The following is a 26072-nucleotide window of genomic DNA, read 5'->3' as shown; positions in this document are numbered from 1 at the left end:
GCAGTATTCGTAAACGAAAAAATATAGACAAGAATGACGCCTGTCAAAGGTCGAAAGTGAACTATTGGTCATTTTCGAACTATTGGTGTGGTGAATGATCATGCCAGGCGCGTTGCACAAGGGTTATCTCAGGGGCGCACTAGAGCGTTTTGCATGGACTTGGCCTAGAATTGGCCATCAGTTTGCCCAGCCTGGAGCGCTCATGACCCCCGCATTGGACCTGTTGAAAAAAGTTCGCGCCGAACATCGCATTCACAGTTATGAACATGACCCCAAGGCGGCGTCGTATGGCTTGGAGGCCGCGGAAAAATTGGCGCTCGACCCGGCGCAGGTATTCAAGACGCTGCTGGCCAGCAGTGAGAAAGGTGAGTTGCTGGTGGCGGTGGTGCCGGTCGTCGGAAGTCTGGATTTAAAAGCCCTGGCCCACGCCGCAGGGGTGAAAAAAGTCGAGATGGCGGACCCGGCGTCGGCGCAACGCGCTACCGGTTACCTATTGGGCGGAATCAGCCCGTTGGGCCAGAAAAAGCGTCTGCGCACGTTCATCGACGTGACGGCACAACCGTTTGCGACGATTTTTGTCAGTGCGGGGAGGAGGGGCTTGGAGGTTGAGCTACCGGCGGCCGTACTGGCTGAACATACCCAGGCCAAATTCGCCGAAATTGGCCGGGCATGACCTAATGCTCGTCAATTAAGAGAACCTGCCGCAACCAAACTCTGTAGTGAGCGGGCTTGCCCCGCGCTGGGTGGCAAAGCCGCCCCAAATTCAGTCACCGCGATCTTCCTGAAACACCACGGCGTCCTTGTTGGGGCGGCTGCGCCACCCAGCGCGGGGCAAGCCCGCTCACTACAGACGATGTGTTCTACATCCCACCCTTTAACTGACTGGCATTAGGGCGTGACCGGTCGTTACGCCGGGTTGTAGCGGCGTACGCCGGCGTTGGCGTGCGGGACCTGCGCGGCAACGCTGCCTGACGCCTGGAACAGCACCAGATGTTCAGCGGCAACACGAATGCCCACATCTGCCCCGACCCGGTGATCGGCATGGCTGGGGAAGATCGACTCCAATTGAGCGCCCGTTGGCAACTGCAAGCGGTACAAGGTCGAGGCACCGAGGAAGGTTTTGCCGACAATCCGCGCTTTCAACGGGCTGTCCGGTGCATAAACGATGTCATCCGGGCGCAGCAATACGTCCACTGCGCCACCTGTAGGCCAGGTATAGGCACGCTTACCGCGCAAGTCGCCCAGTTCGGTGCTGACCGATTGCGGCGAACTCAGCTGGCCGCGAATGAAATAGCCTTGGCCGACGAAGCTGGCCACATAAGGTGTCTGCGGCTGGTGATAGAGGTTGTAGGGCGTGTCCCACTGTTCAAGGCGACCCTCTTTGAAAACCCCGACCTGATCACTGACGGCGAAAGCTTCTTCCTGGTCGTGGGTGACCAGGATCGCACTGGTGCCGCGTGCCTTGAGGATGTCACGCACTTCATGGCTGAGCTTGCGTCGCAGTTCGCCGTCGAGGTTGGAGAAGGGTTCGTCGAGCAGCAAAAGCTGCGGCTCCGGCGCCAGGGCGCGGGCGAGGGCGACCCGTTGCTGTTGGCCACCGGAAAGCTCATGGGGAAAGCGCTGGCCCAGGTTCTTCAGGTTGACCAGTTCGAGCAGCTCGGCGACCACGCGATCTTTTTGCGGGTGTTTGCGAATGCCGAAGGCGATGTTGTCGGCCACGCTCAGGTGCGGAAACAGTGCGTAGTCCTGGAACACCATGCCGATGCGACGCTTCTCGGGTGCCAAGGTGAAACCTGCACTGGAGATGACTTCGCCGGCCAGGCGGATTTCACCTTCGTGCACCGGTTCAAACCCGGCAATCGCACGCAGGGTGGTGGTTTTGCCGCAGCCCGAGGAGCCCAGCAAGCAACCGATGTCACCTGCATTGAGGTGCAGGTTGAGGTTCTGCACCACCCGTTGAGCTTGATAGCCGCATGCCAGATTGTGCAGGTTCAGCAGAAGACTATGACTCATGCGTGGTGATACGCCGGCTCAACCAGGAATTCGAGCAGGGCTTTCTGCGCGTGCAGACGGTTTTCGGCCTGGTCCCAGGCGACCGAGCGAGGGTCGTCGAGTAAGTCGAGGCTGATTTCTTCGCCACGGTGAGCCGGCAGGCAGTGCATGAACAGGACGTCCGGCGCAGCCAGGTCGAGCAGGGCGCGGGTGACCTGGAAGGGTGCGAACAGGGTCAGGCGCTTGGCAGTTTCTTCTTCCTGGCCCATGGAGGTCCAGACGTCGGTACTCACCAGGTGCGCACCGATCACCGCATCGCGCGGGTTGCGCACGATGGTGACGCGGTCACCCGCCTGCGCAAGGAAGCGCGCATCCGGCTCGTAGCCTTCGGGGCAAGCAATGCGCAGTTGGAAGTCGAACTGGATCGCCGCTTCTATATAGCTGTTGCACATGTTGTTGCCATCGCCGATCCAGGCCACGGTCTTGCCCTGGATCGCGCCGCGATGCTCAAGGAAGGTTTGCATGTCGGCCAGCAATTGGCAGGGATGCAGGTCATCGGACAGGCCATTGATCACCGGTACACGGGAGTTGGCGGCAAATTCAGTCAAAGTGCTGTGGGCGAAGGTACGGATCATCACCGCATCGAGCATGCGCGACATGACGATGGCGCAGTCGCTGATCGGCTCACCCCGTCCCAGTTGGGTATCACGCGGCGACAAGAAGATCGCCTGGCCGCCCAGTTGGATCATGCCGGCTTCGAAGGACAAGCGGGTGCGCGTCGAGGACTTTTCGAAAATCATCCCGAGTACGCGGTTTTTCAAGGGCTCAAACAGTACGCCGCGGTTACGCAGGTCTTTAAGCTCAATGCCTCGACGGATCACGCTGACCAGCTCTTCGGGCGTGCAATCCATCAGGGAGAGAAAGTGCCTTGCGCTCATCATTAACTACCTTTTTGCAACAGACCGCAGATACTCAAAGCCTTGTTTATTGTGACAACGGGCGAGACCTGCGGCGAAAGCCGCACGGGGCGACGAAATAGGGGAAGGCGCGATATTGACATTAAATGTCGCGTCTTACCAATAGGGCTACGGTTTTATGGGTGTTCAAGAAGGGCGCGAAGGCGCTTTTGAAGCCTGATTCTTCACAGCAGTAGAGCCTTTGTACACTGGCGTTGCAGCCTTTTGCAATGCGCGAGGGCGGGCCCAGGCCAGGCTGTGTCGGTTTCAGAGGGGGCATGCGCAGCTTGTAACATTTGCTCATGCTTACCCCTATGGCTTGGCCTGATAGCCGTCGATTCACACGGCGAACGGTGCTGGCGGCGCTGGGGGGCTGGGTCCATAGTCTGGCCAAAGCCCTTATAAAGAGACTGGCCATGACCAAGACTCTCCACCACCGAGCCTGCCATCTGTGTGAAGCCATCTGCGGGCTGACCCTGGAAACCACCCTGGCCGACGACGGCCACCTGGCGATCACCTCGATCAAGGGTGACCCGCAGGACACGTTCAGCCGCGGGCATATCTGCCCCAAGGCCGTGGCGCTGCAAGATATCCAGAATGATCCCGACCGTCTGCGCCAACCGATGCTGAGGGTGGGCAGCGAGTGGCAGCCGATCTCGTGGGAGGAGGCATTCACACAGGTCGCCGAGCGGCTGGCCGGCATCCAGGCCCGGCATGGGCAGAACGCAGTGGCGGTGTATCAGGGCAACCCCAGCGTGCACAACTACGGGCTGATGACCCACAGCAACTACTTCCTTGGCTTGCTCAAGACGCGCAATCGGTTCTCGGCGACCTCGGTGGACCAGTTGCCCCACCATCTCACCAGCCACCTCATGTACGGCCACGGCCTGCTGTTGCCGATCCCGGATATCGACCACACCGACTTCATGCTGATCCTCGGCGGCAACCCGCTGGCGTCCAACGGCAGCATCATGACCGTGCCGGATGTAGAGAAGCGCCTGAAAGCCATCCAGGCGCGTGGCGGCAAAGTGGTGGTGGTCGACCCACGGCGCAGCGAGACGGCAGCGATAGCTGATCAACACCTGTTCGTGCGCCCGGGAGGGGATGCAGCGCTGTTGTTCGGAGTGCTCAACACGCTGTTCAGCGAGAACCTGACCCGCGCCAGTCATTTGCCGGTTGAGGGGCTTGAGGAGGTGAGGCGCGCGATCGCCGGGTTCAGCGCCGACGCCATGAGCCGTCAATGTGCAGTGCCGGCCGAGCAGATTCGCCAGTTGGCGCGGGACTTTGCCGCCGCCGACAGGGCCGTGTGCTATGGGCGAATGGGCGTCTCTACCCAGGCCTTCGGCACGCTGTGCCATTGGCTGGTGCAACTGATCAACCTGGTGACCGGCAATCTGGACCGTGTCGGCGGTGCGCTGTGCACCACGCCGGCGGTGGACCTGGTGGCGTCCACCGCCGGCGGGCATTTCAATCGTTGGCAGAGTCGGGTTTCCGGGCGTCCGGAGTACGGTGGTGAGTTGCCCGTGTCGGCATTGGCCGAAGAAATGCTGACCGAAGGCGAAGGGCAGATCCGTGCGCTGGTGACGGTGGCAGGCAATCCGGTACTGTCGACGCCCAACGGCCGCCAGCTGGAGCAAGCGCTGGATGGCCTTGAGTTCATGCTCAGCATCGACCTCTACATCAACGAAACCACGCGCTATGCCGACCTGATCCTGCCGTCCACCTCGGCGCTGGAGAACGACCACTACGACACCACCTTCAATATGTTCGCCGTGCGTAACGTCACCCGTTTCAATCGCGCGATCCTGCCCAAGCCTGAAGGCGCCTTGCATGATTGGGAGATCTTTGTCGGCCTGGCCAAGGCCTTTGCCACGCGGACCGGTGTGGCGCTCAAGCCGACCATGGAGCCCGCGCGAATGATTGATTTCGGGTTGCGTGCCGGCGTGTACGGCGATGCCTCCAGCCACAAATTGTCGGTGGCGATGTTGGTCGATCATCCCCATGGCGTGGACTTGGGACCGCTCAAGCCCAATCTTGCGGCGCGCCTGAAAACCGCGAATGGCCAGGTGCAGGCGGCGCCCGCCGTGATCCTGGCGGATCTGGCGCGTTTCGCGGCACAGCCGGTACCCATGGCCGATGAGCTGCTGCTGATCGGTCGCCGGCACGTACGCAGCAATAATTCCTGGATGCATAACTATCACCGCCTGGTGAAAGGCAAGCCTCGCCACCAGTTGCTGATGCATCCCGACGACCTTGCCCGGCGCCAGTTGAGTGATGGTCAGCGGGTACGCGTCAGCTCGCGTATCGGCATGGTCGAAGTGGAGGTGCTCGCCAGCCTGGACATGATGCCCGGGGTGGTCAGCCTGCCCCACGGTTGGGGCCATGGCCGCCCCGGGGTACAGATGACCATCGCCAGCGGGCAGCCAGGGGCCAGTGCGAATGACTTGACCGATGAACGGCAGTTGGATGAGTTATCCGGGAACGCCGCGCTGAACGGGGTGCCCGTGCGGGTGGCGGCGGCTTAAGCTGCCTGAGCACCACGCTGGAATTTTGCGTTACAATGCGTCACCGTGCCGACCAGTGAGTCGCGAAGTTCCTGCAGAGGTGTTCCATGGATATCATCGAAACGATCAAAGAGCAGATTGCCAACAACACCATTCTGCTTTACATGAAGGGCGCGCCAAACGCTCCTCAGTGCGGTTTCTCCGCGAAGGCTTCCCAGGCCATCATGGCGTGTGGCGAGAAATTCGCTTACGTGGATATCCTGCAAAACCCTGAGATCCGCGCCAACCTGCCGAAATACGCCAACTGGCCGACGTTCCCGCAACTGTGGGTAGCCGGTGAGCTGGTCGGCGGCAGTGACATCATCGTTGAGATGGCGGCTGATGGTTCGTTGCAAACGCTGATCAAAGATGCAGCGGCAAACGCAGCAGCCAAGACTGACGCTTGATGCTCATGTAGAAAGTCCTGCAATAAAAAGCCCCGCTTCTCGTGAGAGAGCGGGGCTTTTTTGTACCTGCGTACGAAGGGCTTATTCGCCCATCTGCGATTGCAGGTAGTTTTCCAGGCTGACTTTGTCGATCAGGCCCAGTTGGGTTTCCAGCCAGTCGATATGCTCTTCCTGATCTTCCAGGATGTCTTCCAGCAGTTCGCGGCTGCCGAAGTCGCCCTTGCTTTCACAATGTGCAATGGCAGCCTTGAGGTCGCTGTGGCTCTTGTGTTCGAACTTCAGGTCGCTGCGGATCATTTCCTGGGTGTGTTCGCCGATGTTCAGCTTGCCCAGGTCCTGCACGTTCGGCAGGCCTTCCAGGAACAGGATGCGCTTGATCAGGGCGTCCGCATCCTTCATGGCCTTGATGGATTCCTTGTATTCACGCTTGCCCAGCTTTTCCAGGCCCCAATCGTCATACATGCGTGCATGCAGGAAGTACTGATTGATCGCGACCAGTTCATTGGCAAGGATTTTATTGAGTTGCTGGATGACTGAGATGTCGCCTTTCATGACTGGGGTCCTGCCCTGTAATTGCTGTGTATAGGGCGGAGTTTGAGCGGCCAATTACAGGGTGTCAAACCTAAGTTATTGAATAATAAATGAAAATTAATAGGAATAAGAATGTTTGTGTTCCGCGTCTTGGCGCTAACTAATTGAATTACGGGCATAAAAAAACCGGACACTAAGTCCGGTTCTTCAAAATATGCTGATTCAAGCGTGTGTAAATTCTGCTGAATAGGGGAGCGCGCCCTGGGCTGTCTGCAACTGCGTCAGGGTTTCCCGTACCACCTGCTTGGCCAGGCACGCACATTTTCCGCACTGGCTGGCAACGCCGGTGGTTTCGCGTACTTCCTTGTAGCTGCAGCAACCTTCGTAGATTGCTTCGCGGATTTGTCCGTCGGTGACGCCAGTGCAGAGGCAGACATACATAAGGGAGAACCGTCGCAGGTTTGAGGCTTAAGTGCGGTGGATCTTAATGTTAACGAGAATGATTGTCAAAGTAGAATCTTAGGGTCCGTTACTGGCACTGCGCCCGCACTGACGAACGGTTTTTTCAGTGTATGATGGTCGGTCTTCACGAAGCGTGACTGCGTCACAGGGCTGTCGTCGGAATGCGGCAGACTCACGACCGGTCCTTTTACTTCAATCGTCACCCCACATCAGGAGATACCCCATGAGCGTACTCGTCGGTAAACAAGCCCCGGATTTCGACGTACCTGCCGTCCTCGGCAACGGCGAAATCGTAGACAGCTTCAAACTGTCTGAAGCCATCAAAGGCAAATACGGCCTGGTGTTCTTCTACCCGCTGGACTTTACCTTCGTCTGCCCTTCGGAGCTGATTGCTCTGGACCACCGCATGGACGATTTCAAGGCGCGCAACGTTGAAGTGGTAGCCGTTTCCATCGACTCCCATTTCACCCACAACGCTTGGCGCAACACTGCCATCAATGATGGCGGTATCGGCAAAGTCAAATACACCATGGCTGCCGACATGAAGCACGAGATTGCCAAAGCCTACGACGTTGAGTCCGAAGGCGGCGTGGCTTTCCGTGGCGCATTCCTGATCGATGACAAGGGCGTCGTACGTTCGCAGATCATCAACGACCTGCCGCTGGGCCGTAACATGGAAGAGCTGATCCGTCTGGTTGACGCTTTGCAATTCCACGAAGAGCACGGCGAAGTTTGCCCTGCCAACTGGAAAAAAGGCGACAAAGGCATGAACGCTTCGCCAGAAGGCGTTGCGGCTTACCTGACCGAGAACGCTGGCAAGCTGTAAGCCAGAATCTCGGTACAAAAAAACCGGCCTGAGAAGGCCGGTTTTTTTATGTGCGGGGTATGACTTCAGTCGTTGAAGTCTTCCCAGCCGCCCATGTCTTTCCAACGGTTGACGATGCCGCAGAACAGCTCGGCGGTCTTCTCGGTGTCGTAGCGTGCCGAGTGGGCCTCGCGACCGTCAAAGTCGATACCGGCTGCCTGGCACGCCTTGGCCAATACCGTCTGGCCGTAAGCCAGGCCGGCGAGCGTTGCCGTGTCGAAGCTGGAGAACGGATGGAACGGATTGCGCTTCATGTCCAGCCGCGCCACGGCGGCGTTCAGGAAGCCCAGGTCGAAGCTGCTGTTGTGCCCCACCAGGATTGCACGCTTGCAGCCATTGGCCTTCAGCGCCTTGCGTACGCCACGGAAGATATCGGTCAGTGCCGCTTCTTCACTTACAGCCATGCGCAGCGGGTGGTCCAGCTTGATGCCGGTAAATTCCAGGGCTGCCGCTTCGATGTTGGCGCCTTCGAACGGCTCGACACGGAAGAAGTGGGTGTGCTCCGGGTACACGAAACCCTGTTCATCCATGCCGATGGTGGTGGCGGCAATTTCCAGCAGCGCGTCGGTGGCGCAATTGAAACCACCGGTTTCTACGTCGATGACAACCGGCAGATAGCCGCGAAACCGCTCGGCCATCGGGTGACGGGAGCCGCCGCCACTGTGCTCGTGTTCGTCGTCGAAATGGTCTTCACTCACGTGTTTTCCTCCAGCAGGCGCCAGCGCAGTGTTTCACCGGCGCGCAGCGGGATGACAGTCAGCTCGCCGAACGGCAGGCTGGCAGGGGCGGTCCAGTCTTCACGGACCAGGGTAATACGGTCGGTATTCGCCGGCAGGCCGTAGAAACGCGGGCCATTGAGGCTGGCGAAGCCTTCGAGCTTGTCCAGGGCATTACGCTGTTCGAACGCTTCGGCATACAACTCGATCGCCGCATACGCGGTATAGCAGCCGGCACAACCGCACGCGGCTTCCTTGGCGTGCTGGGCGTGGGGGGCGGAGTCGGTGCCGAGGAAGAACTTCGGGTTGCCGCTGGTCGCCGCATCCAGCAAGGCCACCTGGTGGGTGTTGCGCTTGAGGATCGGCAGGCAATAGAAGTGCGGCCGAATCCCGCCTACCAGCATGTGGTTGCGGTTGTAGAGCAGGTGGTGGGCGGTGATGGTAGCGCCGACGTTGGCCGAAGCCTCGGTGACGAACTGCACGGCGTCGGCTGTGGTGATGTGTTCGAACACGACCTTGAGGGTCGGGAACAGCTCGACCACCCGGCGCATATGCTCGTCGATGAAAATCTTTTCACGATCGAATACGTCGACATCGCCACGGGTGACTTCACCGTGGATCAGCAACGGCATGCCGACTTCGGCCATGGCTTCGATGGCCGGCAGGATCTTGTCGATACTGGTCACGCCGGAATCGGAATTGGTGGTCGCGCCCGCCGGATACAACTTGGCGGCATGCACGAAACCGCTGGCTTTGGCCTGGCGGATCTCGTCAGGTTGGGTGCGGTCGGTCAGGTAGAGCACCATCAGCGGTTCGAAGCGGCTGCCGGCCGGCCGTGCAGCGAGGATACGCTGGCGATAGGCATCGGCTTCGGCGGCATTACGGACCGGCGGTACCAGGTTAGGCATGATGATGGCGCGGCCGAACGTGCGCGCGACATCGGCCACAGTTTGGGGTAACGCAGCACCATCGCGAAGATGAATATGCCAGTCGTCGGGACGCAGCAGGGTCAGGCGGTCGGACATTGGGGATTCCAGGCGGGTCAATCTGGTGGGAATGCTACCGGAAAAGACTCTTGCAGGCACTCGCTATCAAGTTTTGCAGGATGCGACCGATATCCCCGGGTATGCCTTAACGATGTATGACGCTTTGAAGTGTTGTAGAAACCAGTGGAGCCTCCCGTGCGCCAGCATTATCTAGCCCTGCTCAGTGCGTTCGCCAGCCTGCCTGTGATGGCCCTCACGTTCCAGACACGCCTGGAGAATATTGAGTGGAAGGTGGAGGGCGATCAGTTCGAGTGCCGTCTGACCCAGCCGATCACCGATTTCGGCTCTGGTGAGTTCGTGCGCCGGGCCGGCGAGCAGGCGACGTTTCGTCTGAAAGCCTTTAACGGGTCGCTGGGTGCCGGTTCAGCCACCTTGTTGGCCGCCGCTGCTCCCTGGCAACCCGGCCGCGGTGACATCAACCTGGGTGCCGTGCGGGTCGGCAGCGGCGACGTGTTGTTCAATAGCTCCCAGGCCCAAGCCGGTCGTCTGTTCAGTGGTTTACTGGAAGGGCGTAGCCCAACCGTGCGGCATTACGCGCGTGAAGGCGGCTATTCGGAAATTCGCCTGCTGCCGGTGAAGTTCAGCAAGGCCTACAACGATTATCAGTTGTGCACCGCAAAGTTGCTGCCGATGAATTACGATCAGGTCAAGCAGACCGAGGTCGGGTTCCCTGGCGGTGGTATCGAGCTGGATGCGGCGGCCAAGAAAAAGCTGTCGGTGATTCTTGCGTTCATGAAAGCCGATCCCACGGTCAATCATATCGAGTTGAACGGCCATTCCGATAACAGTGGTAACCGCCTGACCAACCGCGATGTGTCGCGGCGTCGTGCGCTGGCGGTGATGGACTACTTCAAGGCCAACGGTATTCCAGAATCGCAAATCACTCTGCGTTTCCACGGCGAAAGCTACCCACTGGCGCCCAACACCAATGCGGCCAACCGTGCGCGCAACCGTCGCGTGAATATCCAGCTTGAACGGGTCGCGGCGCCCGAGAAACCGGCGCCTTCGACCGCAGCCCCAAGCAACCCCGCGCATATTTCATAAAGCGCGCTCATAAGGTGCGACCATCGGTCGCCCGCTCGACATAATCTGTCGCTTTATCTTCATTTGCTGTCGCGCCTCTGTAAATTCACGGTTTTGGTCGGTAGAATCGACGCCTTTCCGTACAACCCCGTGGAGTGATGGCATGGCCGACGTAAACAAGGTCGTTCTCGCGTATTCCGGCGGCCTGGACACTTCGGTGATCCTCAAGTGGCTGCAGGATACTTATAACTGTGAAGTGGTGACCTTCACCGCTGACCTGGGTCAGGGCGAAGAGGTCGAACCTGCACGTGCCAAGGCGCAAGCCATGGGCGTGAAAGAGATCTACATTGACGACCTGCGCGAAGAATTCGTCCGCGATTTCGTCTTCCCGATGTTTCGCGCCAACACCGTCTACGAAGGCGAGTACCTGCTGGGTACTTCGATCGCGCGTCCGCTCATCGCCAAGCGTCTGATCGAAATCGCCAATGAAACCGGCGCCGACGCCATTTCCCATGGCGCCACCGGCAAGGGCAACGACCAGGTCCGTTTTGAACTGGGCGCCTATGCGCTCAAGCCCGGCGTAAAAGTGATTGCACCTTGGCGCGAATGGGACCTGCTGTCCCGTGAAAAGCTGATGGATTACGCTGAAAAGCACGCAATCCCGATCGAGCGTCACGGCAAGAAGAAATCCCCGTACTCGATGGACGCCAACCTGCTGCACATCTCCTATGAAGGCGGCGTGTTGGAAGACACCTGGACCGAGCACGAGGAAGACATGTGGCGTTGGACCGTCTCCCCGGAGAACGCACCCGACAAACCGCAGTACCTGGAACTGACTTACCGCAACGGCGACATCGTCGCGCTGGACGGCGTCGAAATGACCCCGGCCACCGTACTGGCGACCCTGAACCGTATCGGCGGTGAGCACGGTATCGGTCGTCTCGACATCGTTGAGAACCGTTACGTGGGCATGAAGTCCCGCGGCTGCTACGAAACCCCAGGCGGCACCATCATGCTGCGCGCTCACCGTGCCATCGAGTCCATCACCCTGGACCGTGAAGTGGCACACCTCAAAGATGAGTTGATGCCCAAGTACGCCAGCCTGATCTACACCGGCTATTGGTGGAGCCCTGAGCGTCTGATGCTGCAACAGATGATCGACGCTTCCCAGGTCCACGTGAACGGCGTTGTGCGCCTGAAGCTGTACAAGGGCAATGTGATCGTCACCGGTCGCAAGTCCGATGAGTCGTTGTTCGACGCGAACATCGCCACTTTCGAAGAAGATGGCGGCGCCTACAACCAGGCGGACGCGGCAGGCTTTATCAAGTTGAACGCATTGCGCATGCGCATCGCGGCCAACAAAGGTCGCTCGTTGTTCTGAGTGATTCGCCCGCAGTGAAAATGGCCCCTTGTTCAAGGGGCCATTTTTTTTGCCTGTTATTTTTAACCGGAGTGAAGTGTTTAAAGTTATAAACGCCTGTTGATAGTTTTGTAGTTGGCGCTTTTTATTTCGTTTGATTTGCTCCAGGGATAATTGAATTTTGTAGGGGGAATGAATTTTTTACACCTGAACAGGAACTAGCCTTACAGGAAATTCACTCACAAAAGTACAGCGAAGCCATTTGGCGCTGAAACGTCTGTAGGAATTTTGGGTGTAAGAAAATATGTTAAATGGAACTAAAGCAGTCGATTTTTTTATGCCGGCTTTCCCGTGTGCAGGCAAGAGGCAAGGGGCATTTGCTGAAAGGTGCGTACGCCACGTTTACCGCATGCCCCATACCCGCTGGAGATTTCACTCAAAATATGTAAAAGCCCGGAAAGGTCTGAAAGGTCTTATAAAACTCGACACATCCGAGTTGTTGGTTTTTTGTAGGTTAATTCTTATATCGTTGTGGGTTGGGTCTCTGCTTGCTGTTGCTCGGGGGGTAACGCTATGCCAACTATGAAACGACTAGGCTATTGTGCTTGCTCTAAATAATTCGAACAGCGAAATTGGACTTTCTCATGAATAAAGTGCTGATCGTGGATGATCATCCCGTCATTCGTCTTGCTGTGCGCATGCTGATGGAACGTCATGGTTATGAGGTCGTTGCCGAGACTGATAACGGTGTCGATGCCTTGCAACTTGCACGGGAACATACGCCGGACATTGTCATACTGGACATCGGAATTCCCAAGCTCGATGGGCTGGAAGTCATCTGCCGGCTGGCTTCAACCAAACAACCTGCACCGTTCAAGGTGTTGGTACTGACATCCCAGGCCCCGGGGCATTTTTCCATGCGCTGCATGCAGGCTGGGGCGGCCGGTTATGTGTGCAAGCAGCAGGACCTGACCGAGTTGTTGAGTGCCATCAAGGCGGTGCTCTCCGGCTACAGCTATTTTCCGAACCAGGCGCTTAATTCGGTGCGCTCCACCATGGGCAACGCCAGTGAAGCTGACATGGTCGAGCGCTTGTCGGGGCGAGAGATGATGGTGCTGCAGCAACTGGCCCGGGGCAAGACCAACAAGGAGATTGCCGACGGTATGTTCCTGAGCAACAAGACCGTCAGCACCTATAAGACCCGTTTGCTACTCAAGCTCAATGCCCGCTCCCTCGTCGACCTGATTGAACTGGCCCAGCGCAACGGGCTGGTATGAGTTAAGACATTCCACCGCTCCGGCATTCGTATACCGGCAAAAAAGCCTCCGTCAGGGAGGCTTCCGGTCGTTCACGAGTCGATCAGAGATCGAAGTCGTAATCGGCCAGCTGTTTTTGCAAGCGTCGCTCTTCCAGAAGATTGTCGATAGTGCGGCGTTTGCTCAAATTGGTCTTGGCCACCTCTACAACAGGGGCATCTCCTTCGTCATCCGCCTCTGCAATGAGGTCGTCTTCTACATCCAGTTGTTCTTTGCCAGTGCTCATAAGGTTAACTCCAGGCTAAGACTGCCGTTGGCGCTCCTTATAACGATAATCCATGATCGGGTAAAAAAGATTTTTTCAATCGATTGATTGCAAAAACTAATGATCACTCAATCGTCGGACGTCTTGTCCTTGTATTCGCACAGGTCTTCGATGCGGCAGCTCCCGCAGCGTGGTTTGCGGGCCTGGCAGACATATCGCCCGTGCAGGATCAGCCAGTGGTGGGAATCGAGCAAATACGGCTTGGGCACGAACTTCATCAATTGTTTTTCCACCTCCACCACGTTTTTGCCGCGAGCAATCCCGGTACGGTTGCTGACGCGGAAGATATGCGTGTCCACCGCCATGGTCAGTTGCCGGAATGCCGTATTGAGTACGACGTTAGCGGTTTTTCGGCCCACACCGGGGAGCGCTTCCAGCGCTTCACGGGTTTGCGGCACTTCACTGCCATGCAGTTCAATCAGCAGGCGGCAGGTCTCAATGACGTTCTTGGCCTTGCTGTTGTACAAGCCGATGGTCTTGATGTATTCCGACAAACCGTCCACGCCCAAGGCGTAAATGGCCTCCGGTGTATTGGCCACCGGATACAGTTTGGCCGTGGCCTTGTTGACGCCAACGTCTGTGGACTGAGCCGAAAGGATCACCGCAATCAACAACTCGAACGGCGACGAGTAGGCCAGCTCGGTTTTGGGTTCGGGATTGTCTTCGTGAAACCTGCGGAAAATTTCCAGGCGTTTGGCAGCGTTCATGGGGCGGGCGTTTCCTTGCAAGCGGGCAGCATAGTGTTCAAAGGTGGGGGGCCGGGTCGTGCAGGATAAACCATCATCCGCACACCCGGCAGCGTCTGTCGCGGCTTACGCGCCGGTACGCGCGTTCACTTGGCGCTGTGCCTCGTCCAGCTTGTGCTGTGCGGCGTCCAGCTCAGTCGCGCTGCAGCCAGGTTGGCGTTGTAACTTGCTGACCTCGGCCCGGGCATAGGCCAAGGCGGTTTTCAACTGGCGCAGTTCTGCGTCGATGGGGCGTTTTTCTACGCGCTGCAAGTCGGGCCTGGGTTGCTCGCTGTCATTCTCAGCGTCATGCAAGGCTTGCTCGGCGCTGACCAGCGCTGCGCTCAAGGTTGCCAATTGCTGTTGGTCAGCGTTCAGGTCCTGGGCTTTTTTCAGTTCGGCGCGACGCATTGCCAGTTGGATTTTTGCGCGCTTGAGCGCTGGGTCTTTTTGACTCGGCAGCGCTGTCGGGCTGGGGACCTCCAGGGCCGCGAGGGCCTGCTCCGCCGCTTCGAACTGCTGTTGCAGCACGATCAGTTGCGACTGTTGCTCAAAGGCCGGTGGGTGACCAAAAGCTTTCAAGGATTTGTGCAACTGAGCGCGACTCATTGCGACCGTGATTTTGGCTTTTTTGACCGCAGCGTCCTGGGCTGAATCGGTCGGCATGGGCATAACCGGCGCCGAGCGCTTGGCCCGTGCCAGGCGTTCGTCGAGCTTGCGCGCTTCTTCGCGTTGCAGGCGGGCATTACGCTGCTCGAAGCGCCGTCGTGCCCGGTCGCGCTTGAGGCCGCGTTCATGGTGCTGGTGGTCATTAGCTGCCAGGCCACCCACAATCGGCAACACAGAGGTCGCTGGGCGCATCTCAATGCAATCGACCGGGCAGGGCGCGACACAAAGGTCGCAACCTGTGCACTCATCGATGATAACGGTATGCATCAACTTGGCGGCTCCGACAATCGCGTCCACCGGGCAGGCCTGGATGCACTTGGTGCAACCGATGCATTCGGCTTCTCGGATGTAGGCGACTTGGGCCGGGGCTTCTCCTCGGCTGGTATCCAGCGCCAGAATCGGCACTTTCAGCAATTGCGCCAGGCCGGCGATGGTTTCCTCCCCACCGGGAGGGCACTTGTTGATCGCCTCACCAAGGGCGATACCCTCAGCATAAGGCTTGCAGCCCGGATGCCCGCATTTGCCGCATTGGGTCTGCGGCAGCAGCGCGTCGATACGTTGAATCAGGTTCGTGACCATTGGCATGCCAGTTGAACAAACAGGGCTTGTAGTGAGCGGGCTTGCCCCGCGCTGGGTGGCGCAGCCGCCCCAAATCCAGGCGTCTTGGTGTTTCTGAAACTACTGCGGCGTCCTTATTGGGGCGGCTGCGCCACCCAGCGCGGGCAAGCCCGCTCACTACACAGCCGGTTATTTGATGCGTTGGCCCGGCTTTGCGCCGCTGTCCGGGCTGAGCAGGTAGATTTCTTCGCCGCCAGGGCCTGCCGCCATCACCATGCCTTCGGAAATGCCGAACTTCATCTTCCGTGGCTTGAGGTTGGCGATCATCATGGTCAGGCGCCCGTCGAGTTTGGACGGGTCCGGATACGCGCTCTTGATCCCGGAGAAGACATTGCGTCGCTCGTCACCAATGTCCAAGGTCAGGCGCAGCAGCTTGTCGGCACCCTCTACTGCTTCGGCCTTGACGATCAGTGCAACACGCAGGTCCACGGCCGCAAAGGCGTCAAACTCGATTTCCGGAGAAATCGGGTCCTTGGCCAGCTCTCCATTGCCGGTCGTAGCGGACTCGCCGGTGTCGGTCTGGCTGGCAGTCAGGTCTTCTTTCGAAGCGTCGGTCATGGCCTGGACTTTGGCCGGGTCGATGCGGGTCATCAGTGGCTTGAACTCATTCAACTGATGGTTGCCGAGCAAGGTGGCGTGATCGTTCCAGGTCAACGGCGCGACGTTCAGGAACGCTTCGGCGTCGGCGGCCAGCAGTGGCAGTACCGGCTTGAGGAAGATCACCAATTGGCGGAACAGGTTGACGCCCGTGGCGCAGATCGCCTGCACTTCAGCCTGCTTGCCTTCCTGCTTGTTCAGCGACCACGGTGCCTTGTCGGCGATCCAGGCGTTGGCTCGGTCGGCCAGGCCCATGATTTCGCGCATGGCGCGGGCAAAGTCGCGGGCTTCATAGGCGTCGGCGATGCTTGGCGCAGCGGCCGTGAAGGCTTCGGTCAGCTCCGGCGCGGCGTTTTCGGCGACCAGCAGGCCGGCGTTGCCCTTGTGGATAAAGCCGGCGCAACGGCTGGCGATGTTGACCACCTTGCCGACCAGGTCCGAGTTGACCTTCTGTACGAAGTCTTCCAGGTTCAGGTCCAGGTCGTCGACGCCACGGCCCAGCTTGGAGGCGTAGTAATAACGCAGATATTCCGGCGACAGATGGTCCAAGTACGTGCGCGCCTTGATGAAGGTGCCACGGGACTTGGACATCTTCTGGCCGTTGACCGTCAGGTAGCCGTGTACGGCAATGCCGGTCGGCTTGCGGTAGCCCGAACCTTCAAGCATCGCCGGCCAGAACAGTGCGTGGAAGTTGACGATGTCCTTGCCGATGAAGTGATACAGCTCGGCGGTGGAGTCCTTGCCCCAGAACGCGTCGAAGTCCAGCGCCGGGGTGCGGTCGCACAGGTTCTTGAAGCTGGCCATGTAGCCGATCGGCGCATCCAGCCATACATAGAAGTACTTGCCAGGTTCGCCCGGGATCTCGAAACCGAAGTACGGCGCATCGCGGGAGATGTCCCACTGTTGCAGGCCGCTGTCGAGCCACTCGGACAGTTTGTTGGCCACGGCGTCCTGCAGGGTGCCGCTGCGGGTCCAGGCTTGCAGCATCTGCTGGAAATCCGGGAGCTTGAAGAAGAAGTGCTGGGAGTCCTTCAGTACCGGGGTGGCGCCGGAGATGGCCGACTTCGGATCTTTCAGGTCGGTGGGTGCGTAGGTGGCACCGCATTTCTCACAGTTGTCGCCGTATTGGTCTTCGGAGCCGCATTTAGGGCAGGTGCCCTTGATGAAGCGGTCGGCCAGGAACATTTTCTTTTCCGGGTCGAAATACTGGGTGACCGAACGCTGGTCGATGTGCCCGGCATCCTTGAGCCGCAGGTAGATCTGGCTCGACAGCTCGCGGTTTTCTTCGGAGTGGGTCGAGTGGAAGTTGTCGAAATCCACCAGGAACTCGGCAAAGTCGGCGCTGTGTTCAGCCTGCACATTGGCGATCAGTTGTTCTGGCGTGATCCCTTCTTTTTCGGCGCGCAACATGATGGCCGAACCGTGGGCGTCGTCCGCGCAGACATAAATGCATTGATTGCCGCGATGCTTCTGGAAGCGCACCCACATATCGGTCTGGATGTACTCAAGCATATGGCCAAGATGGATGGAACCATTGGCATAGGGCAGGGCGCTGGTGACGAGGATCTTGCGTGGCTCGGACATGGGGCTCGGCTACTTGATGAAACGGAGGTCGGCCACTATAAAGCGCCGGGAAATATATTTCACCCCGTGGCGTTGTTTCAAAATCATCCCGGCGTTCGAAACGCATGCCGTTGGGCGACGGGAACGGTTAGGATAGCCGCCTGTTTCAGTCAGTCTTTTTCGGGAGTAGCCCATGAGCGCCGTCAATCGCGCAGCGGTGGAAGCCGTTCTTCGCCAGTACACCGACCCCTATTTGAACCAGGACCCGGTCAGTGCCGGTTGTGTGCGGGCCATCGAGGTTCAGGGCGACCAGGTGTCGGTCCAGCTGGAGTTGGGCTATGCCGCCGGCCTGTTCAAAAGCGGCTGGGCGCAGATGTTGCAAATGGCCATCGAGGGCCTCGACGGCGTCGGTTCCGCCAAGGTCGACATCCAGTGCGTGATTGCCCCGCACAAGGCCCAGGCACAAATTCCGGGGCTGGCCAACGTCAAGAACGTGGTGGCGGTGGCCTCCGGCAAGGGCGGCGTGGGTAAATCGACCACGGCGGCCAACCTGGCCCTGGCCCTGGCCCGCGAAGGCGCGCGGGTGGGCATTCTCGATGCGGATATCTACGGCCCGAGCCAGGGTGTGATGTTCGGTATCGCCGAAGGTACGCGCCCCAAAGTGAAGGACCAGAAGTGGTTTGTGCCTATCGAGTCCTTGGGCGTGGAAGTGATGTCCATGGCTTTTCTCACCGATGACAACACGCCGATGGTCTGGCGCGGGCCGATGGTGTCCGGTGCGCTGCTGCAATTGGTCACCCAGACCGCCTGGGGCGACCTGGATTACCTGGTGATCGACATGCCGCCGGGTACCGGTGACATCCAGCTGACCCTGGCGCAGAAGGTCCCGGTGGCCGGCTCGGTGATCGTGACCACGCCCCAGGACCTGGCGCTGCTCGACGCGAAGAAAGGTGTGGAGATGTTCCGCAAGGTCAACATCCCGGTACTCGGTGTCGTGGAAAACATGGCGGTGCACATCTGTTCCAACTGCGGGCATGCCGAGCACCTGTTTGGTGAAGGCGGAGGCGAGAAGCTTGCGACCCAGTACGGCGTCGAATTGCTGGCCTCGTTGCCCCTGTCGATGCTGATTCGTGAGCAAGCCGATGGTGGCAAGCCTACCGTGATGGCTGAGCCGGACAGCCAGATCGCCATGATCTATCAAGAGCTGGCGCGCCATGTGGGCGCAAGGATTGTCTTGCAGGAGGCCGCCGCGCCAGCAATGCCGACGATTACCGTCAGCGAAGACTGAGCAGGTTGCAGGGAAAGAAGCCTCGACACTGTCGGGGCTTTTTCTTGCCTACAAGATAGTCAATGAGGCGCGCTCGCGCTTTTACGCAATTGCGGGTGTAAGCATTCGCTTACTTTTTCGTAAGTGTTTGGTTTTTTTGCCCTGCACGGGCGCCTCGAATCGTCGAGAGATTTTTCTAATTGTTTGAAATATAAGAATTATTTATCGAGTTTTGGTGGTGGTCGTTGGCGCATTGGCTGGACGCATCCCGTTGAACTTCCTTTGGAACTCTCTAACATCAGCCCCGTGTCCACGGATTGGCACGGCCATCAAGGAACGATGGTTTAAAGGAACGTCGCAGGATGCGATTCATCAGGATGATGAAAAGGAATACAGGGACTAGGGAAAAAATGTGGGCGGGTCAAACCGCCCCTTTTTTTTGCCTGTAGAAAAGCAACGGCTCACCCAGAAACGCAAAAAGGCCCGCAAGGGGCCTTTTGGGGTGGGGCGACGCGACGACGCTATCAGCGTTCGAGGTCTGCAATCTTGCCTTTTTTACCATCCCACTCCGCTGCATCCGGCATCGGGTCTTTGCGTTCGGTGATGTTCGGCCAGATTTCCGCCAGCTCGACGTTCAGCTGAATGAATTCCTGCATCTCTGCCGGGACTTCGTCCTCGGAGAAAATCGCGACGGCCGGGCATTCCGGTTCACACAGGGCGCAGTCGATGCACTCATCCGGGTGGATGACCAGGAAGTTCGGGCCTTCGTAAAAGCAGTCCACCGGACACACTTCTACGCAGTCGGTGTACTTGCACTTGATGCAGTTGTCGGTGACGACGAAGGTCATTTCTAATTTTCTCCTCAGGCGGCGGCAGCGAAACCCTTTGTGGCAGGGCTCGCGAGGTTCGGGAGCGATAGTCTGCAGGCCAGGCTAAGAGCCTGCAGCATCCCAAACCGCGCGAGAGTCTACCAGCTTGCAAGCGTCTGCGTTATATCCGAGTCTTCAGTGCATATAACATTTCGAGCGCTTTTCGCGGCGTCAAGTCGTCCACATCAAGTTTAGCCAACTCATCCAGCACCGGATGAGGCAGGCTGGCGAACATATCGCTCTGATGCGGCGCACTGGGCTTGCGGGGCGCCTTGGCCGGGTTTGCGACCACGGTTTCGTGGGGCAGGGCCGTGGTTTCAAGGCGGCTGAGGTGTTCACGGGCGCGGGTGATCACATCGTTGGGCACGCCAGCCAACTGGGCCACAGCCAGGCCGTAACTCTGGCTGGCCGGGCCTGGCAGCACATGGTGCAGGAACACGATGCGCTCGTTGTGCTCAGTGGCGTTGAGGTGCACGTTGGCGACCAGCGGCTCGCTTTCCGGCAATACGGTCAGTTCGAAGTAGTGGGTGGCGAACAGCGTATAGGCACGCAGATGCGCCAGGCGTTCAGCCGCCGCCCACGCCAGGGACAGGCCGTCGAAAGTGCTGGTGCCGCGACCGACTTCGTCCATCAGCACCAGGCTGCGCTCGGTGGCGTTGTGCAGAATATTGGCGGTTTCGCTCATTTCCACCATAAAGGTCGAGCGGCCACCGGCCAGGTCGTCGCTGGAACCGATCCGCGTGAAAATGCGGTCCACCAGCGACAGCTCGCAACTGGCTGCCGGTACAAAACTGCCGATGTGCGCCAGCAACACAATCAATGCGGTCTGGCGCATGTAGGTGGATTTACCGCCCATGTTCGGACCGGTGATCACCAGCATGCGGGTATCGTCGTCCAGCGACAGGTCATTGGCCACGAACGGGGTGGTCAACACTTGTTCCACCACCGGGTGACGTCCCTGGACGATCCGCATGCACGGCTCGCTGACGAAGCGCGGGCAATTCAGGTCAAGGTTCAGTGCGCGTTCGGCCAGGTTGCTCAACACATCCAGCTCGGCCAGGGCGGCGGCAGTGTCTTGCAGCGGTGCCAGACGGCTGATCAGGTCTTCGAGCAAGGCTTCATAGAGCATCTTTTCCCGAGCCAGGGCACGGCTTTTGGCCGACAGAGCCTTGTCTTCAAACTCTTTGAGCTCCGGCGTGATAAAGCGCTCGGCACCCTTGAGGGTCTGGCGCCGCTGATAGTCGATCGGGGCCGACTCGGCCTGCTTGCTCGGCAGCTCGATAAAGTAGCCGTGCACGCGGTTGTAGCCGACCTTCAGGTTGGCCAGGCCCGTACGGGCTTTTTCACGGGCTTCCAGATCAATCAGGAACTGCCCGGCGTTCTCGCTCAGTGACTGCAGCTCGTCCAGCTCGGTGTCGTAACCGGTTTTGAGCACGCCGCCGTCACGGATGATCGCCGGCGGATTGTCGATAATGGCTTTTTCCAGCAGGGCCGCGAGGTCCGGATAAGTGCCTGCGGTGACGGCAAGTTGTTGCAGGTGCGGCGTGTCCAGTTCGGTCATCGCCACTTGCAGTTGCGGCAACGCGCCGAGGGCATCGCGCAGGCGCGCGAGGTCACGGGGCCGCGCGTTGCGCAGGCCGATCCGCGCCAGGATGCGCTCGATATCGCCGATTTCCTTCAGTTGCGGCTGCAGCTTTTCAAAGCGATAGCCATCCAGCAGGCAAGTAATGGAGGACTGACGGGCTTGCAGCACGCCGAGGTCGCGCAGCGGACGGTTCAACCAGCGCGTCAGCAAACGGCTGCCCATCGCGGTCTGGCAACGGTCCACGACCGATTGCAACGTGTTGTCGCGCCCACCGGCCAGGTTGGTATCCAGCTCCAGGTTTCGACGGCTGGCGCCATCCAGCACCACGGTGTCGTCCAGGCGCTCATGACGCAGGCTGCGCAAATGGGGCAGGGCGGTGCGCTGGGTTTCCTTGGCATAGCTGAGCAAGCAACCGGCGGCGCCGATCGCCAGGGTCAGGGTCTCGCAGCCGAAGCCTTTGAGGTCTTGCACCGAGAACTGCTGGCACAGACTTTTCAGCGCCGAATCGCGTTCGAAATCCCACGGCGCACGACGTTTGGTCCCACGGCGTTTTTCTGCGGGCAAATCCTTCGGCCAATCATCCGGGATCAACAGCTCCACCGGATTGATGCGCTCCAACTCCGCCAGCAGGTTTTCCCAACCCTTGATCTCCTGCACGCTGAAGTTGCCGCTGGTGATATCCAATACGGAAAGACCGAACAAGCGCTCATCGCCCAGCACCGCCGCGATCAGGTTGTCGCGCCGCTCATCCAGCAACGCCTCGTCACTCACCGTTCCCGGCGTGATGATCCGCACCACTTGGCGCTCGACTGGGCCTTTGCTGGTCGCCGGATCGCCGATCTGCTCACAGATCACCACCGATTCGCCCAGCTTCACCAACTTGACCAGGTAACCTTCCAACGAATGGTAAGGAATCCCACACATCGGAATCGACTGCCCCGCCGACTGCCCGCGCGCGGTCAGGGTGATGTCCAGCAGCTTGGCGGCCTTCTTTGCGTCTTCATAAAAGATCTCGTAGAAGTCGCCCATGCGATAGAACATCAACTGATCAGGGTGCTGGTTCTTCAGGCGCCAGTACTGCTGCATCATCGGAGTGTGGGAGGATAGATCTGAATTTGCTTTATTCATCAGTGACTTAGCAACGGTTGCTCAAAAGGTTGGGGCAAAATTGGGGCACTTCTGCTTGTTGATCCAAAATCTGGATTAGCTGTGAGCAGAACCTTATCATCACTTGGTGTCGACTGTCCTTCTGGCGCCCGGTCTGAATTGGCGTGTCAGTCGCCGCAGTTGATTAGTGGACTATTTTTTAGCTAAGGGGAGCGTGCTTTGAAAAAGCTGGATGTGACCAGGAAGGTTTACCTCGAACGAGCGGCACTGGCTCGTTGGGAAAACGCTCTCATAAGAAAGGGGAAGCAGAGCAAAAGCTACAAAAAATATGGTGAGCGAAAAGAATATAGTGGTTGGTATCCGATTGTTGCTCCGGAAGATGTCAATCTCTACGAGGTCGCAGGTGAGAGAGAAACTTACACTAAAACTATGTCGTTTATATCCGAGGTTGAGGCGCGACTTGGAAAAGGTAAGTGTTATGTGGATTTTAGTGCCACGGAAAAAATATCTGCTGCCGCTTTTGTAGTTCTTTATGCGGCTGTTGATACGGCGCTAGCAGGAAGGTCTGGTAAAGGGTTGGTAAAAGTAATATTGTCAGAAAAGTCTGAGCAGGTTAATACTATCATAAGGAATTACAATCTCTTTAGATTGCTTGCGGGTGAAAAGATAAGTTATTCGCTTGAAGGTGTGAGAGTGATGCCTGTGATGTCGGGCGTTGGAAATGAGTGCATGGAAGAAATAATTGATTTTATTCAGAAGAAAGTTTATCTGGATAAAATGGATGCGGAGACAGAATATGTTTATGGATCTGCTGTGTCTGAAACTATTTATAATGTGGATTTGCATGCCTATCCTGACTTGCCTGCATTAGAACGAAGGTGGTGGCTGATTTGTAGGACTAAAGGTAAGATGCTTCATCTTGCTATATATGACAAAGGCATAGGTATCCCTAAAACTGTTGTGAAGCATCCATGGTTCTTAAGTTCGGTTCAAGAAAAGCATCCGAAAGAATATGGTGTTCTTTTGGAAAAATTTCCTGAGCTCCGAGGTGGAGGGATCACGCGATATATCCCTACCGTAATATCTGATGACAAGTTGATTTATCTGTCGTTGCAAGGGGATATTTCCGGAACTAATAAGGATCGACACGGTCAGGGAAGTAAGAGTATTATGGCTCTGGTGAATGACACCCCTGGAGGAAGGCTCTGGGTATTTAGTAATGATGGATTGTGTAAGTACGAAAATGCTGGTGATGAACCGGAGCTGATGCGTCTTCCGCAGAGCTTCCAAGGAACATTAATTCAGTGGAATATTGAGCTGCCATGAAAGAAGATACTGTTACATTAAGCGTTGTTAAGGATTTTGGTGACAAGCCATATGGCCGTTATATGGATGTCAATAATAAGCTGAGTGGTGAGCAGTTTCGAAAGGAGTTGTTGGCTCCGAATTTAAGGGCTCATCGCTATGTTCACGTTGATCTTGATGGTTACAATAGATATGGGAGGTCGTTTCTTGATGAGGCTTTTGGTGGTCTTATAAGGGATGAAGGTTTTAAGTGGGCGGATCTAAAGGCGCGCCTAACTTATTCTCACTCCTTAGTTAAAAGTATCGAAAACTTAATTGAGGATCGTTTGCAAGCCGCTAGACATAGTGTAGAAGGCATGGGTCAAGAATGAAATTTGAAAGCTTGCCGGGTCAGTTAATTGCATTGATGTTAGGTTGGTCGTTTACCGTCTATATGCAAGTTCGGTCAAATAGCCGAGCAGAAGCTTTGAAAACTAGAGAGAAGATTGTTGATAAACTTGAATCACTTTCTGACTGGATTGAAGATGAGGTCGGGCGAGAGGAGTTTTTGTTTTCAGATTTTGAGAGTGGATATGCTGGTTTGCTTTCCCAGATAGAATTGAAAATTGTTAACCTGAATACACATATTGGTTTGAATGCTGTGGATGTAAATGTTTTAAGAGATCTGCGGGAGATGGAGATCTTTGAGGAGTCGGCGAACAACAAAGATTTGTATCTCAGAGTTCGCCATGCGGCATGGAATGCCATTGATTCTATTGAAATGGCCTCTAATGAAAAATTTTTTATGAAGAAAGGTGTTGTTGCTTACTTTAGAGACTATGTTCATACATATTATGGTGTCATCGTGGGTGCGCTCTCGATTTTGACTGTTTATTATGTAGGTAGGGTTATTATTGGTTGATGTTGTTCCATATGTTTTGGAGCTCTCTAGGAGATTCATCATCCATCCACTTGGCGTATACCTCAACTAACATGGTGAAGTCTTTGTGGTCCATCTGTTTCGCAATAAATGCAAGATTTCCACGAGCAGTTAGGCACCAGCATGCATAGGTATGGCGAGTTTGGTACGGTCGACGTCGGCGGATGCCTGAGCGATTCTGTATGGCTCCCCACTTAGTATTCCAAGCGGTGGGGACGTACCAGCAATTTATGATCTTCTTGCGCGCTTGGGTGGATGGAGAGAGCAGTGGGGTAACCCTTTCTTTCCGGCTCTCGTGCCTGTTCTGGAACACCTCGATGACCCGTGCAGGGTGGTCGGCAACGAGCGACATCAACACCCGGCAAGCTTCGACCGCTGGCGGCATTAGTAATACTGAGCGAGGCTTCCCCGTTTTAGGAACCTTGAACGTGCCGTTGGCGGTTATGGCGCGGGTGATGTTGATCTGGCCCTGCGTCCGGTCGATGTCTTCAACTGCCAGCGCACATAGCTCACCTGGTCGAAGCCTGGTATACACGGCCAACGTAATCGCAGCAGAGTCCTGTGGATGAAGGCATCCTTTATCGACCAGCAGCTGAAACTCATCACGTGTAAGCGGATCCGGCTCTTGGCCTTGCATTGCGAACCGATTGCACGCTTCTGATAATCCCTTGCGGCAGTATCCATTGGTCTCGCACCAGCCCAGGAAACCGGCGAACGTTGCCAGGTAATGATTGACAGTCGACGGCGCTCGATCTGCAATCAGCAACGTCCTCAGCAACTGAATGTCTTCGGGCAACAAAACTCCGGCGAGACGACCAATCCCAACCAAGGCAGTGCAGATGTCCAAGGCATAGCCGTACTTCTCTTCGGTCATCGGCGTGATGTCGACAGCCTTCAACGGCTTGTACCGCTCCAGCAATGCCCCAAGCCTTTCGTCCTTGGCACTGCTGTAGTTGGTCGCGTGCTTTGAGTTAGGAAAGTGCCGCCCATACTCAAAGTGACCGGTTTTGATCTCATGAAGAATCGCCGCCCTTAAAAGGGCGGCATGTTTGATATTGGCTTTAGTGATCGGAAGGCCGAGGGATTCGCGGCAGCGTATACGTCGCCACATGAACACGACGCGCAGGTAGCCGCCGTGTATCTCAATAGGAGTGTGGGAGGTCAGGTCAGAAATTGCTTTATTAATCAGTATGTTAGGTTCTTTCTGTAAAATGGCTGGGGCAAAAATGGGGCTTTTGCGAAGCGCTCAAGCTCTCACTGGTTGCTGAGCAAATTTGTCGGGGGAGGGTAGCATGGCGGGTGGTTGGCTGTTTACCCCAGCCTTGGGTTACGATGGGTTTGTTGATGGCACATTGCAATTGCTGGT

The 26072-nt window shown here is 57.2% G+C and carries 23 protein-coding genes and 1 pseudogene; 11 read left to right on the top strand and 13 right to left on the bottom strand.

Annotated elements, in window-relative coordinates:
• Positions 1 to 202: 202 nt before the first annotated feature.
• Positions 203 to 673 carry a Cys-tRNA(Pro) deacylase gene (gene ybaK / locus MJP36_RS24385; RefSeq protein WP_060753943.1) on the top strand — a complete coding sequence of 157 codons (471 nt, stop codon included), beginning with the start codon at positions 203 to 205 and terminating at the stop codon, positions 671 to 673.
• 233 nt (positions 674 to 906) lie between these two features.
• On the opposite strand, the gene MJP36_RS24380 is transcribed toward ybaK, so the two are convergent.
• Positions 907 to 2013, bottom strand: a complete 1107-nt coding sequence (locus MJP36_RS24380; RefSeq protein WP_244384175.1) for an ABC transporter ATP-binding protein — start codon at positions 2011 to 2013, stop codon at positions 907 to 909.
• Positions 2010 to 2930, bottom strand: coding sequence for an ornithine carbamoyltransferase (argF, locus tag MJP36_RS24375; RefSeq protein ID WP_090366486.1), 921 nt, complete (start codon positions 2928 to 2930; stop codon positions 2010 to 2012). Before argF ends, MJP36_RS24380 begins: the two co-directional genes overlap by 4 nt.
• A 434-nt stretch (positions 2931 to 3364) precedes the next feature.
• Here argF and MJP36_RS24370 point away from each other — a divergent pair, with 434 nt between their 5' ends.
• Together MJP36_RS24370 and grxD are read left to right on the top strand one after the other, a co-directional pair.
• Positions 3365 to 5473, top strand: a complete 2109-nt coding sequence (locus tag MJP36_RS24370; protein WP_244384174.1) for a molybdopterin oxidoreductase family protein — start codon at positions 3365 to 3367, stop codon at positions 5471 to 5473.
• 86 nt (positions 5474 to 5559) lie between these two features.
• Positions 5560 to 5898, top strand: a complete 339-nt coding sequence (grxD, locus tag MJP36_RS24365; RefSeq protein WP_060753947.1) for a Grx4 family monothiol glutaredoxin — start codon at positions 5560 to 5562, stop codon at positions 5896 to 5898.
• 81 nt (positions 5899 to 5979) lie between these two features.
• Here grxD and bfr read toward each other — a convergent pair whose 3' ends face one another.
• Together bfr and MJP36_RS24355 are read right to left on the bottom strand one after the other, a co-directional pair.
• Entirely contained in the window at positions 5980 to 6450 is a 471-nt protein-coding gene (gene bfr, locus MJP36_RS24360) for a bacterioferritin (RefSeq protein ID WP_060753948.1), read from the bottom strand.
• 201 nt (positions 6451 to 6651) lie between these two features.
• Positions 6652 to 6870: a bacterioferritin-associated ferredoxin gene (locus tag MJP36_RS24355; protein WP_081086986.1), complete on the bottom strand. Its 219-nt coding sequence runs from the start codon at positions 6868 to 6870 to the stop codon at positions 6652 to 6654.
• 244 nt (positions 6871 to 7114) lie between these two features.
• On the opposite strand from MJP36_RS24355, the gene MJP36_RS24350 reads away from it, so the two are divergent.
• A complete protein-coding gene (locus MJP36_RS24350) occupies positions 7115 to 7717 on the top strand; it encodes a peroxiredoxin (RefSeq protein WP_034096135.1) in 603 nt (200 codons plus the stop codon).
• Positions 7718 to 7782: 65 nt separating this feature from the next.
• Here MJP36_RS24350 and rnt read toward each other — a convergent pair whose 3' ends face one another.
• A complete protein-coding gene (gene rnt / locus MJP36_RS24345; protein ID WP_060753949.1) occupies positions 7783 to 8454 on the bottom strand; it encodes a ribonuclease T in 672 nt (223 codons plus the stop codon).
• Positions 8451 to 9497: a dihydroorotase gene (gene pyrC / locus MJP36_RS24340; RefSeq protein WP_060753950.1), complete on the bottom strand. Its 1047-nt coding sequence runs from the start codon at positions 9495 to 9497 to the stop codon at positions 8451 to 8453. The genes rnt and pyrC overlap by 4 nt, the downstream gene beginning before the upstream one ends.
• Before the next feature lie 156 nt (positions 9498 to 9653).
• Between pyrC and MJP36_RS24335 the strand changes: the two genes are divergently transcribed.
• From MJP36_RS24335 to MJP36_RS24325, 3 genes are all read left to right on the top strand, one after another.
• Complete coding sequence (locus tag MJP36_RS24335; RefSeq protein WP_104995644.1) at positions 9654 to 10562, top strand: flagellar protein MotY; 909 nt, start codon at positions 9654 to 9656, stop codon at positions 10560 to 10562.
• A gap of 142 nt (positions 10563 to 10704) precedes the next feature.
• Positions 10705 to 11922 (top strand): argininosuccinate synthase, encoded by a 1218-nt coding sequence (locus tag MJP36_RS24330; protein ID WP_025856870.1) that lies wholly within the window; start codon positions 10705 to 10707, stop codon positions 11920 to 11922.
• Positions 11923 to 12545: 623 nt separating this feature from the next.
• On the top strand, positions 12546 to 13178 hold the full coding sequence (locus MJP36_RS24325; RefSeq protein WP_060753953.1) for a response regulator transcription factor: 633 nt from the start codon (positions 12546 to 12548) through the stop codon (positions 13176 to 13178).
• 82 nt (positions 13179 to 13260) lie between these two features.
• Here the strand turns inward: MJP36_RS24325 and MJP36_RS24320 are convergent, their stop codons facing one another.
• The 4 genes and pseudogenes from MJP36_RS24320 to metG form a co-directional block, all read right to left on the bottom strand.
• The gene (locus MJP36_RS24320; RefSeq protein WP_060753954.1) at positions 13261 to 13443 is read right to left on the bottom strand and encodes a PA3496 family putative envelope integrity protein; all 183 of its coding nucleotides are present in this window, start codon (positions 13441 to 13443) and stop codon (positions 13261 to 13263) included.
• Positions 13444 to 13550: 107 nt separating this feature from the next.
• Positions 13551 to 14189: an endonuclease III gene (nth, locus tag MJP36_RS24315; protein ID WP_060753955.1), complete on the bottom strand. Its 639-nt coding sequence runs from the start codon at positions 14187 to 14189 to the stop codon at positions 13551 to 13553.
• An 873-nt stretch (positions 14190 to 15062) separates the two neighbouring features.
• Positions 15063 to 15437 (bottom strand): annotated as a pseudogene (rsxB, locus tag MJP36_RS28240) (electron transport complex subunit RsxB); the annotation flags it as partial.
• Positions 15438 to 15623: 186 nt separating this feature from the next.
• Positions 15624 to 17675: a methionine--tRNA ligase gene (metG, locus tag MJP36_RS24305; protein ID WP_060753957.1), complete on the bottom strand. Its 2052-nt coding sequence runs from the start codon at positions 17673 to 17675 to the stop codon at positions 15624 to 15626.
• Positions 17676 to 17847: 172 nt separating this feature from the next.
• Here metG and apbC point away from each other — a divergent pair, with 172 nt between their 5' ends.
• Complete coding sequence (apbC, locus tag MJP36_RS24300) at positions 17848 to 18942, top strand: iron-sulfur cluster carrier protein ApbC (protein ID WP_198763328.1); 1095 nt, start codon at positions 17848 to 17850, stop codon at positions 18940 to 18942.
• Between the two features lie 503 nt (positions 18943 to 19445).
• On the opposite strand, the gene fdxA is transcribed toward apbC, so the two are convergent.
• Together fdxA and mutS are read right to left on the bottom strand one after the other, a co-directional pair.
• Complete coding sequence (gene fdxA / locus MJP36_RS24295; RefSeq protein ID WP_003208688.1) at positions 19446 to 19769, bottom strand: ferredoxin FdxA; 324 nt, start codon at positions 19767 to 19769, stop codon at positions 19446 to 19448.
• Between the two features lie 142 nt (positions 19770 to 19911).
• A complete protein-coding gene (gene mutS / locus MJP36_RS24290) occupies positions 19912 to 22503 on the bottom strand; it encodes a DNA mismatch repair protein MutS (protein ID WP_244384171.1) in 2592 nt (863 codons plus the stop codon).
• Between the two features lie 198 nt (positions 22504 to 22701).
• Between mutS and MJP36_RS24285 the strand changes: the two genes are divergently transcribed.
• The 3 genes from MJP36_RS24285 to MJP36_RS24275 are packed head-to-tail and all read left to right on the top strand — an operon-like array spanning position 22702 to position 24688.
• Complete coding sequence (locus tag MJP36_RS24285; RefSeq protein ID WP_244384170.1) at positions 22702 to 23808, top strand: hypothetical protein; 1107 nt, start codon at positions 22702 to 22704, stop codon at positions 23806 to 23808.
• Entirely contained in the window at positions 23805 to 24158 is a 354-nt protein-coding gene (locus MJP36_RS24280) for an STAS-like domain-containing protein (protein WP_244384169.1), read from the top strand. The genes MJP36_RS24285 and MJP36_RS24280 overlap by 4 nt, the downstream gene beginning before the upstream one ends.
• A complete protein-coding gene (locus MJP36_RS24275) occupies positions 24155 to 24688 on the top strand; it encodes a hypothetical protein (protein ID WP_244384168.1) in 534 nt (177 codons plus the stop codon). Before MJP36_RS24280 ends, MJP36_RS24275 begins: the two co-directional genes overlap by 4 nt.
• Here MJP36_RS24275 and MJP36_RS24270 read toward each other — a convergent pair.
• On the bottom strand, positions 24678 to 25817 hold the full coding sequence (locus MJP36_RS24270) for a site-specific integrase (protein WP_244384167.1): 1140 nt from the start codon (positions 25815 to 25817) through the stop codon (positions 24678 to 24680). The genes MJP36_RS24275 and MJP36_RS24270 overlap by 11 nt on opposite strands.
• Positions 25818 to 26072: the final 255 nt, after the last annotated feature.

The organism is Pseudomonas palleroniana (assembly GCF_022836895.1).
In the GTDB taxonomy this organism is placed as follows: domain Bacteria; phylum Pseudomonadota; class Gammaproteobacteria; order Pseudomonadales; family Pseudomonadaceae; genus Aquipseudomonas; species Aquipseudomonas palleroniana.
Note: the sequence above shows the minus strand (reverse complement) of the source record. Positions and strands in the feature narration are given on the sequence as shown.

Bases quoted from the DNA above. Each gene is read 5' to 3' on its own strand.
- MJP36_RS24330 (WP_025856870.1), top strand. From the start codon at position 10,705: ATGGCCGACGTAAACAAGGTCGTTCTCGCGTATTCCGGCGGCCTGGAC.
- MJP36_RS24370 (WP_244384174.1), top strand. From the start codon at position 3,365: ATGACCAAGACTCTCCACCACCGAGCCTGCCATCTGTGTGAAGCCATC.
- MJP36_RS24320 (WP_060753954.1), bottom strand. From the start codon at position 13,443: ATGAGCACTGGCAAAGAACAACTGGATGTAGAAGACGACCTCATTGCA.
- apbC (WP_198763328.1), top strand. From the start codon at position 17,848: ATGAGCGCCGTCAATCGCGCAGCGGTGGAAGCCGTTCTTCGCCAGTAC.
- MJP36_RS24280 (WP_244384169.1), top strand. From the start codon at position 23,805: ATGAAAGAAGATACTGTTACATTAAGCGTTGTTAAGGATTTTGGTGAC.
- ybaK (WP_060753943.1), top strand. From the start codon at position 203: ATGACCCCCGCATTGGACCTGTTGAAAAAAGTTCGCGCCGAACATCGC.
- nth (WP_060753955.1), bottom strand. From the start codon at position 14,189: ATGAACGCTGCCAAACGCCTGGAAATTTTCCGCAGGTTTCACGAAGAC.
- MJP36_RS24275 (WP_244384168.1), top strand. From the start codon at position 24,155: ATGAAATTTGAAAGCTTGCCGGGTCAGTTAATTGCATTGATGTTAGGT.
- metG (WP_060753957.1), bottom strand. From the start codon at position 17,675: ATGTCCGAGCCACGCAAGATCCTCGTCACCAGCGCCCTGCCCTATGCC.
- bfr (WP_060753948.1), bottom strand. From the start codon at position 6,450: ATGAAAGGCGACATCTCAGTCATCCAGCAACTCAATAAAATCCTTGCC.
- MJP36_RS24325 (WP_060753953.1), top strand. From the start codon at position 12,546: ATGAATAAAGTGCTGATCGTGGATGATCATCCCGTCATTCGTCTTGCT.
- MJP36_RS24350 (WP_034096135.1), top strand. From the start codon at position 7,115: ATGAGCGTACTCGTCGGTAAACAAGCCCCGGATTTCGACGTACCTGCC.
- MJP36_RS24355 (WP_081086986.1), bottom strand. From the start codon at position 6,870: ATGTATGTCTGCCTCTGCACTGGCGTCACCGACGGACAAATCCGCGAA.
- grxD (WP_060753947.1), top strand. From the start codon at position 5,560: ATGGATATCATCGAAACGATCAAAGAGCAGATTGCCAACAACACCATT.
- mutS (WP_244384171.1), bottom strand. From the start codon at position 22,503: ATGAATAAAGCAAATTCAGATCTATCCTCCCACACTCCGATGATGCAG.
- fdxA (WP_003208688.1), bottom strand. From the start codon at position 19,769: ATGACCTTCGTCGTCACCGACAACTGCATCAAGTGCAAGTACACCGAC.
- MJP36_RS24380 (WP_244384175.1), bottom strand. From the start codon at position 2,013: ATGAGTCATAGTCTTCTGCTGAACCTGCACAATCTGGCATGCGGCTAT.
- pyrC (WP_060753950.1), bottom strand. From the start codon at position 9,497: ATGTCCGACCGCCTGACCCTGCTGCGTCCCGACGACTGGCATATTCAT.
- argF (WP_090366486.1), bottom strand. From the start codon at position 2,930: ATGAGCGCAAGGCACTTTCTCTCCCTGATGGATTGCACGCCCGAAGAG.
- MJP36_RS24270 (WP_244384167.1), bottom strand. From the start codon at position 25,817: ATGTGGCGACGTATACGCTGCCGCGAATCCCTCGGCCTTCCGATCACT.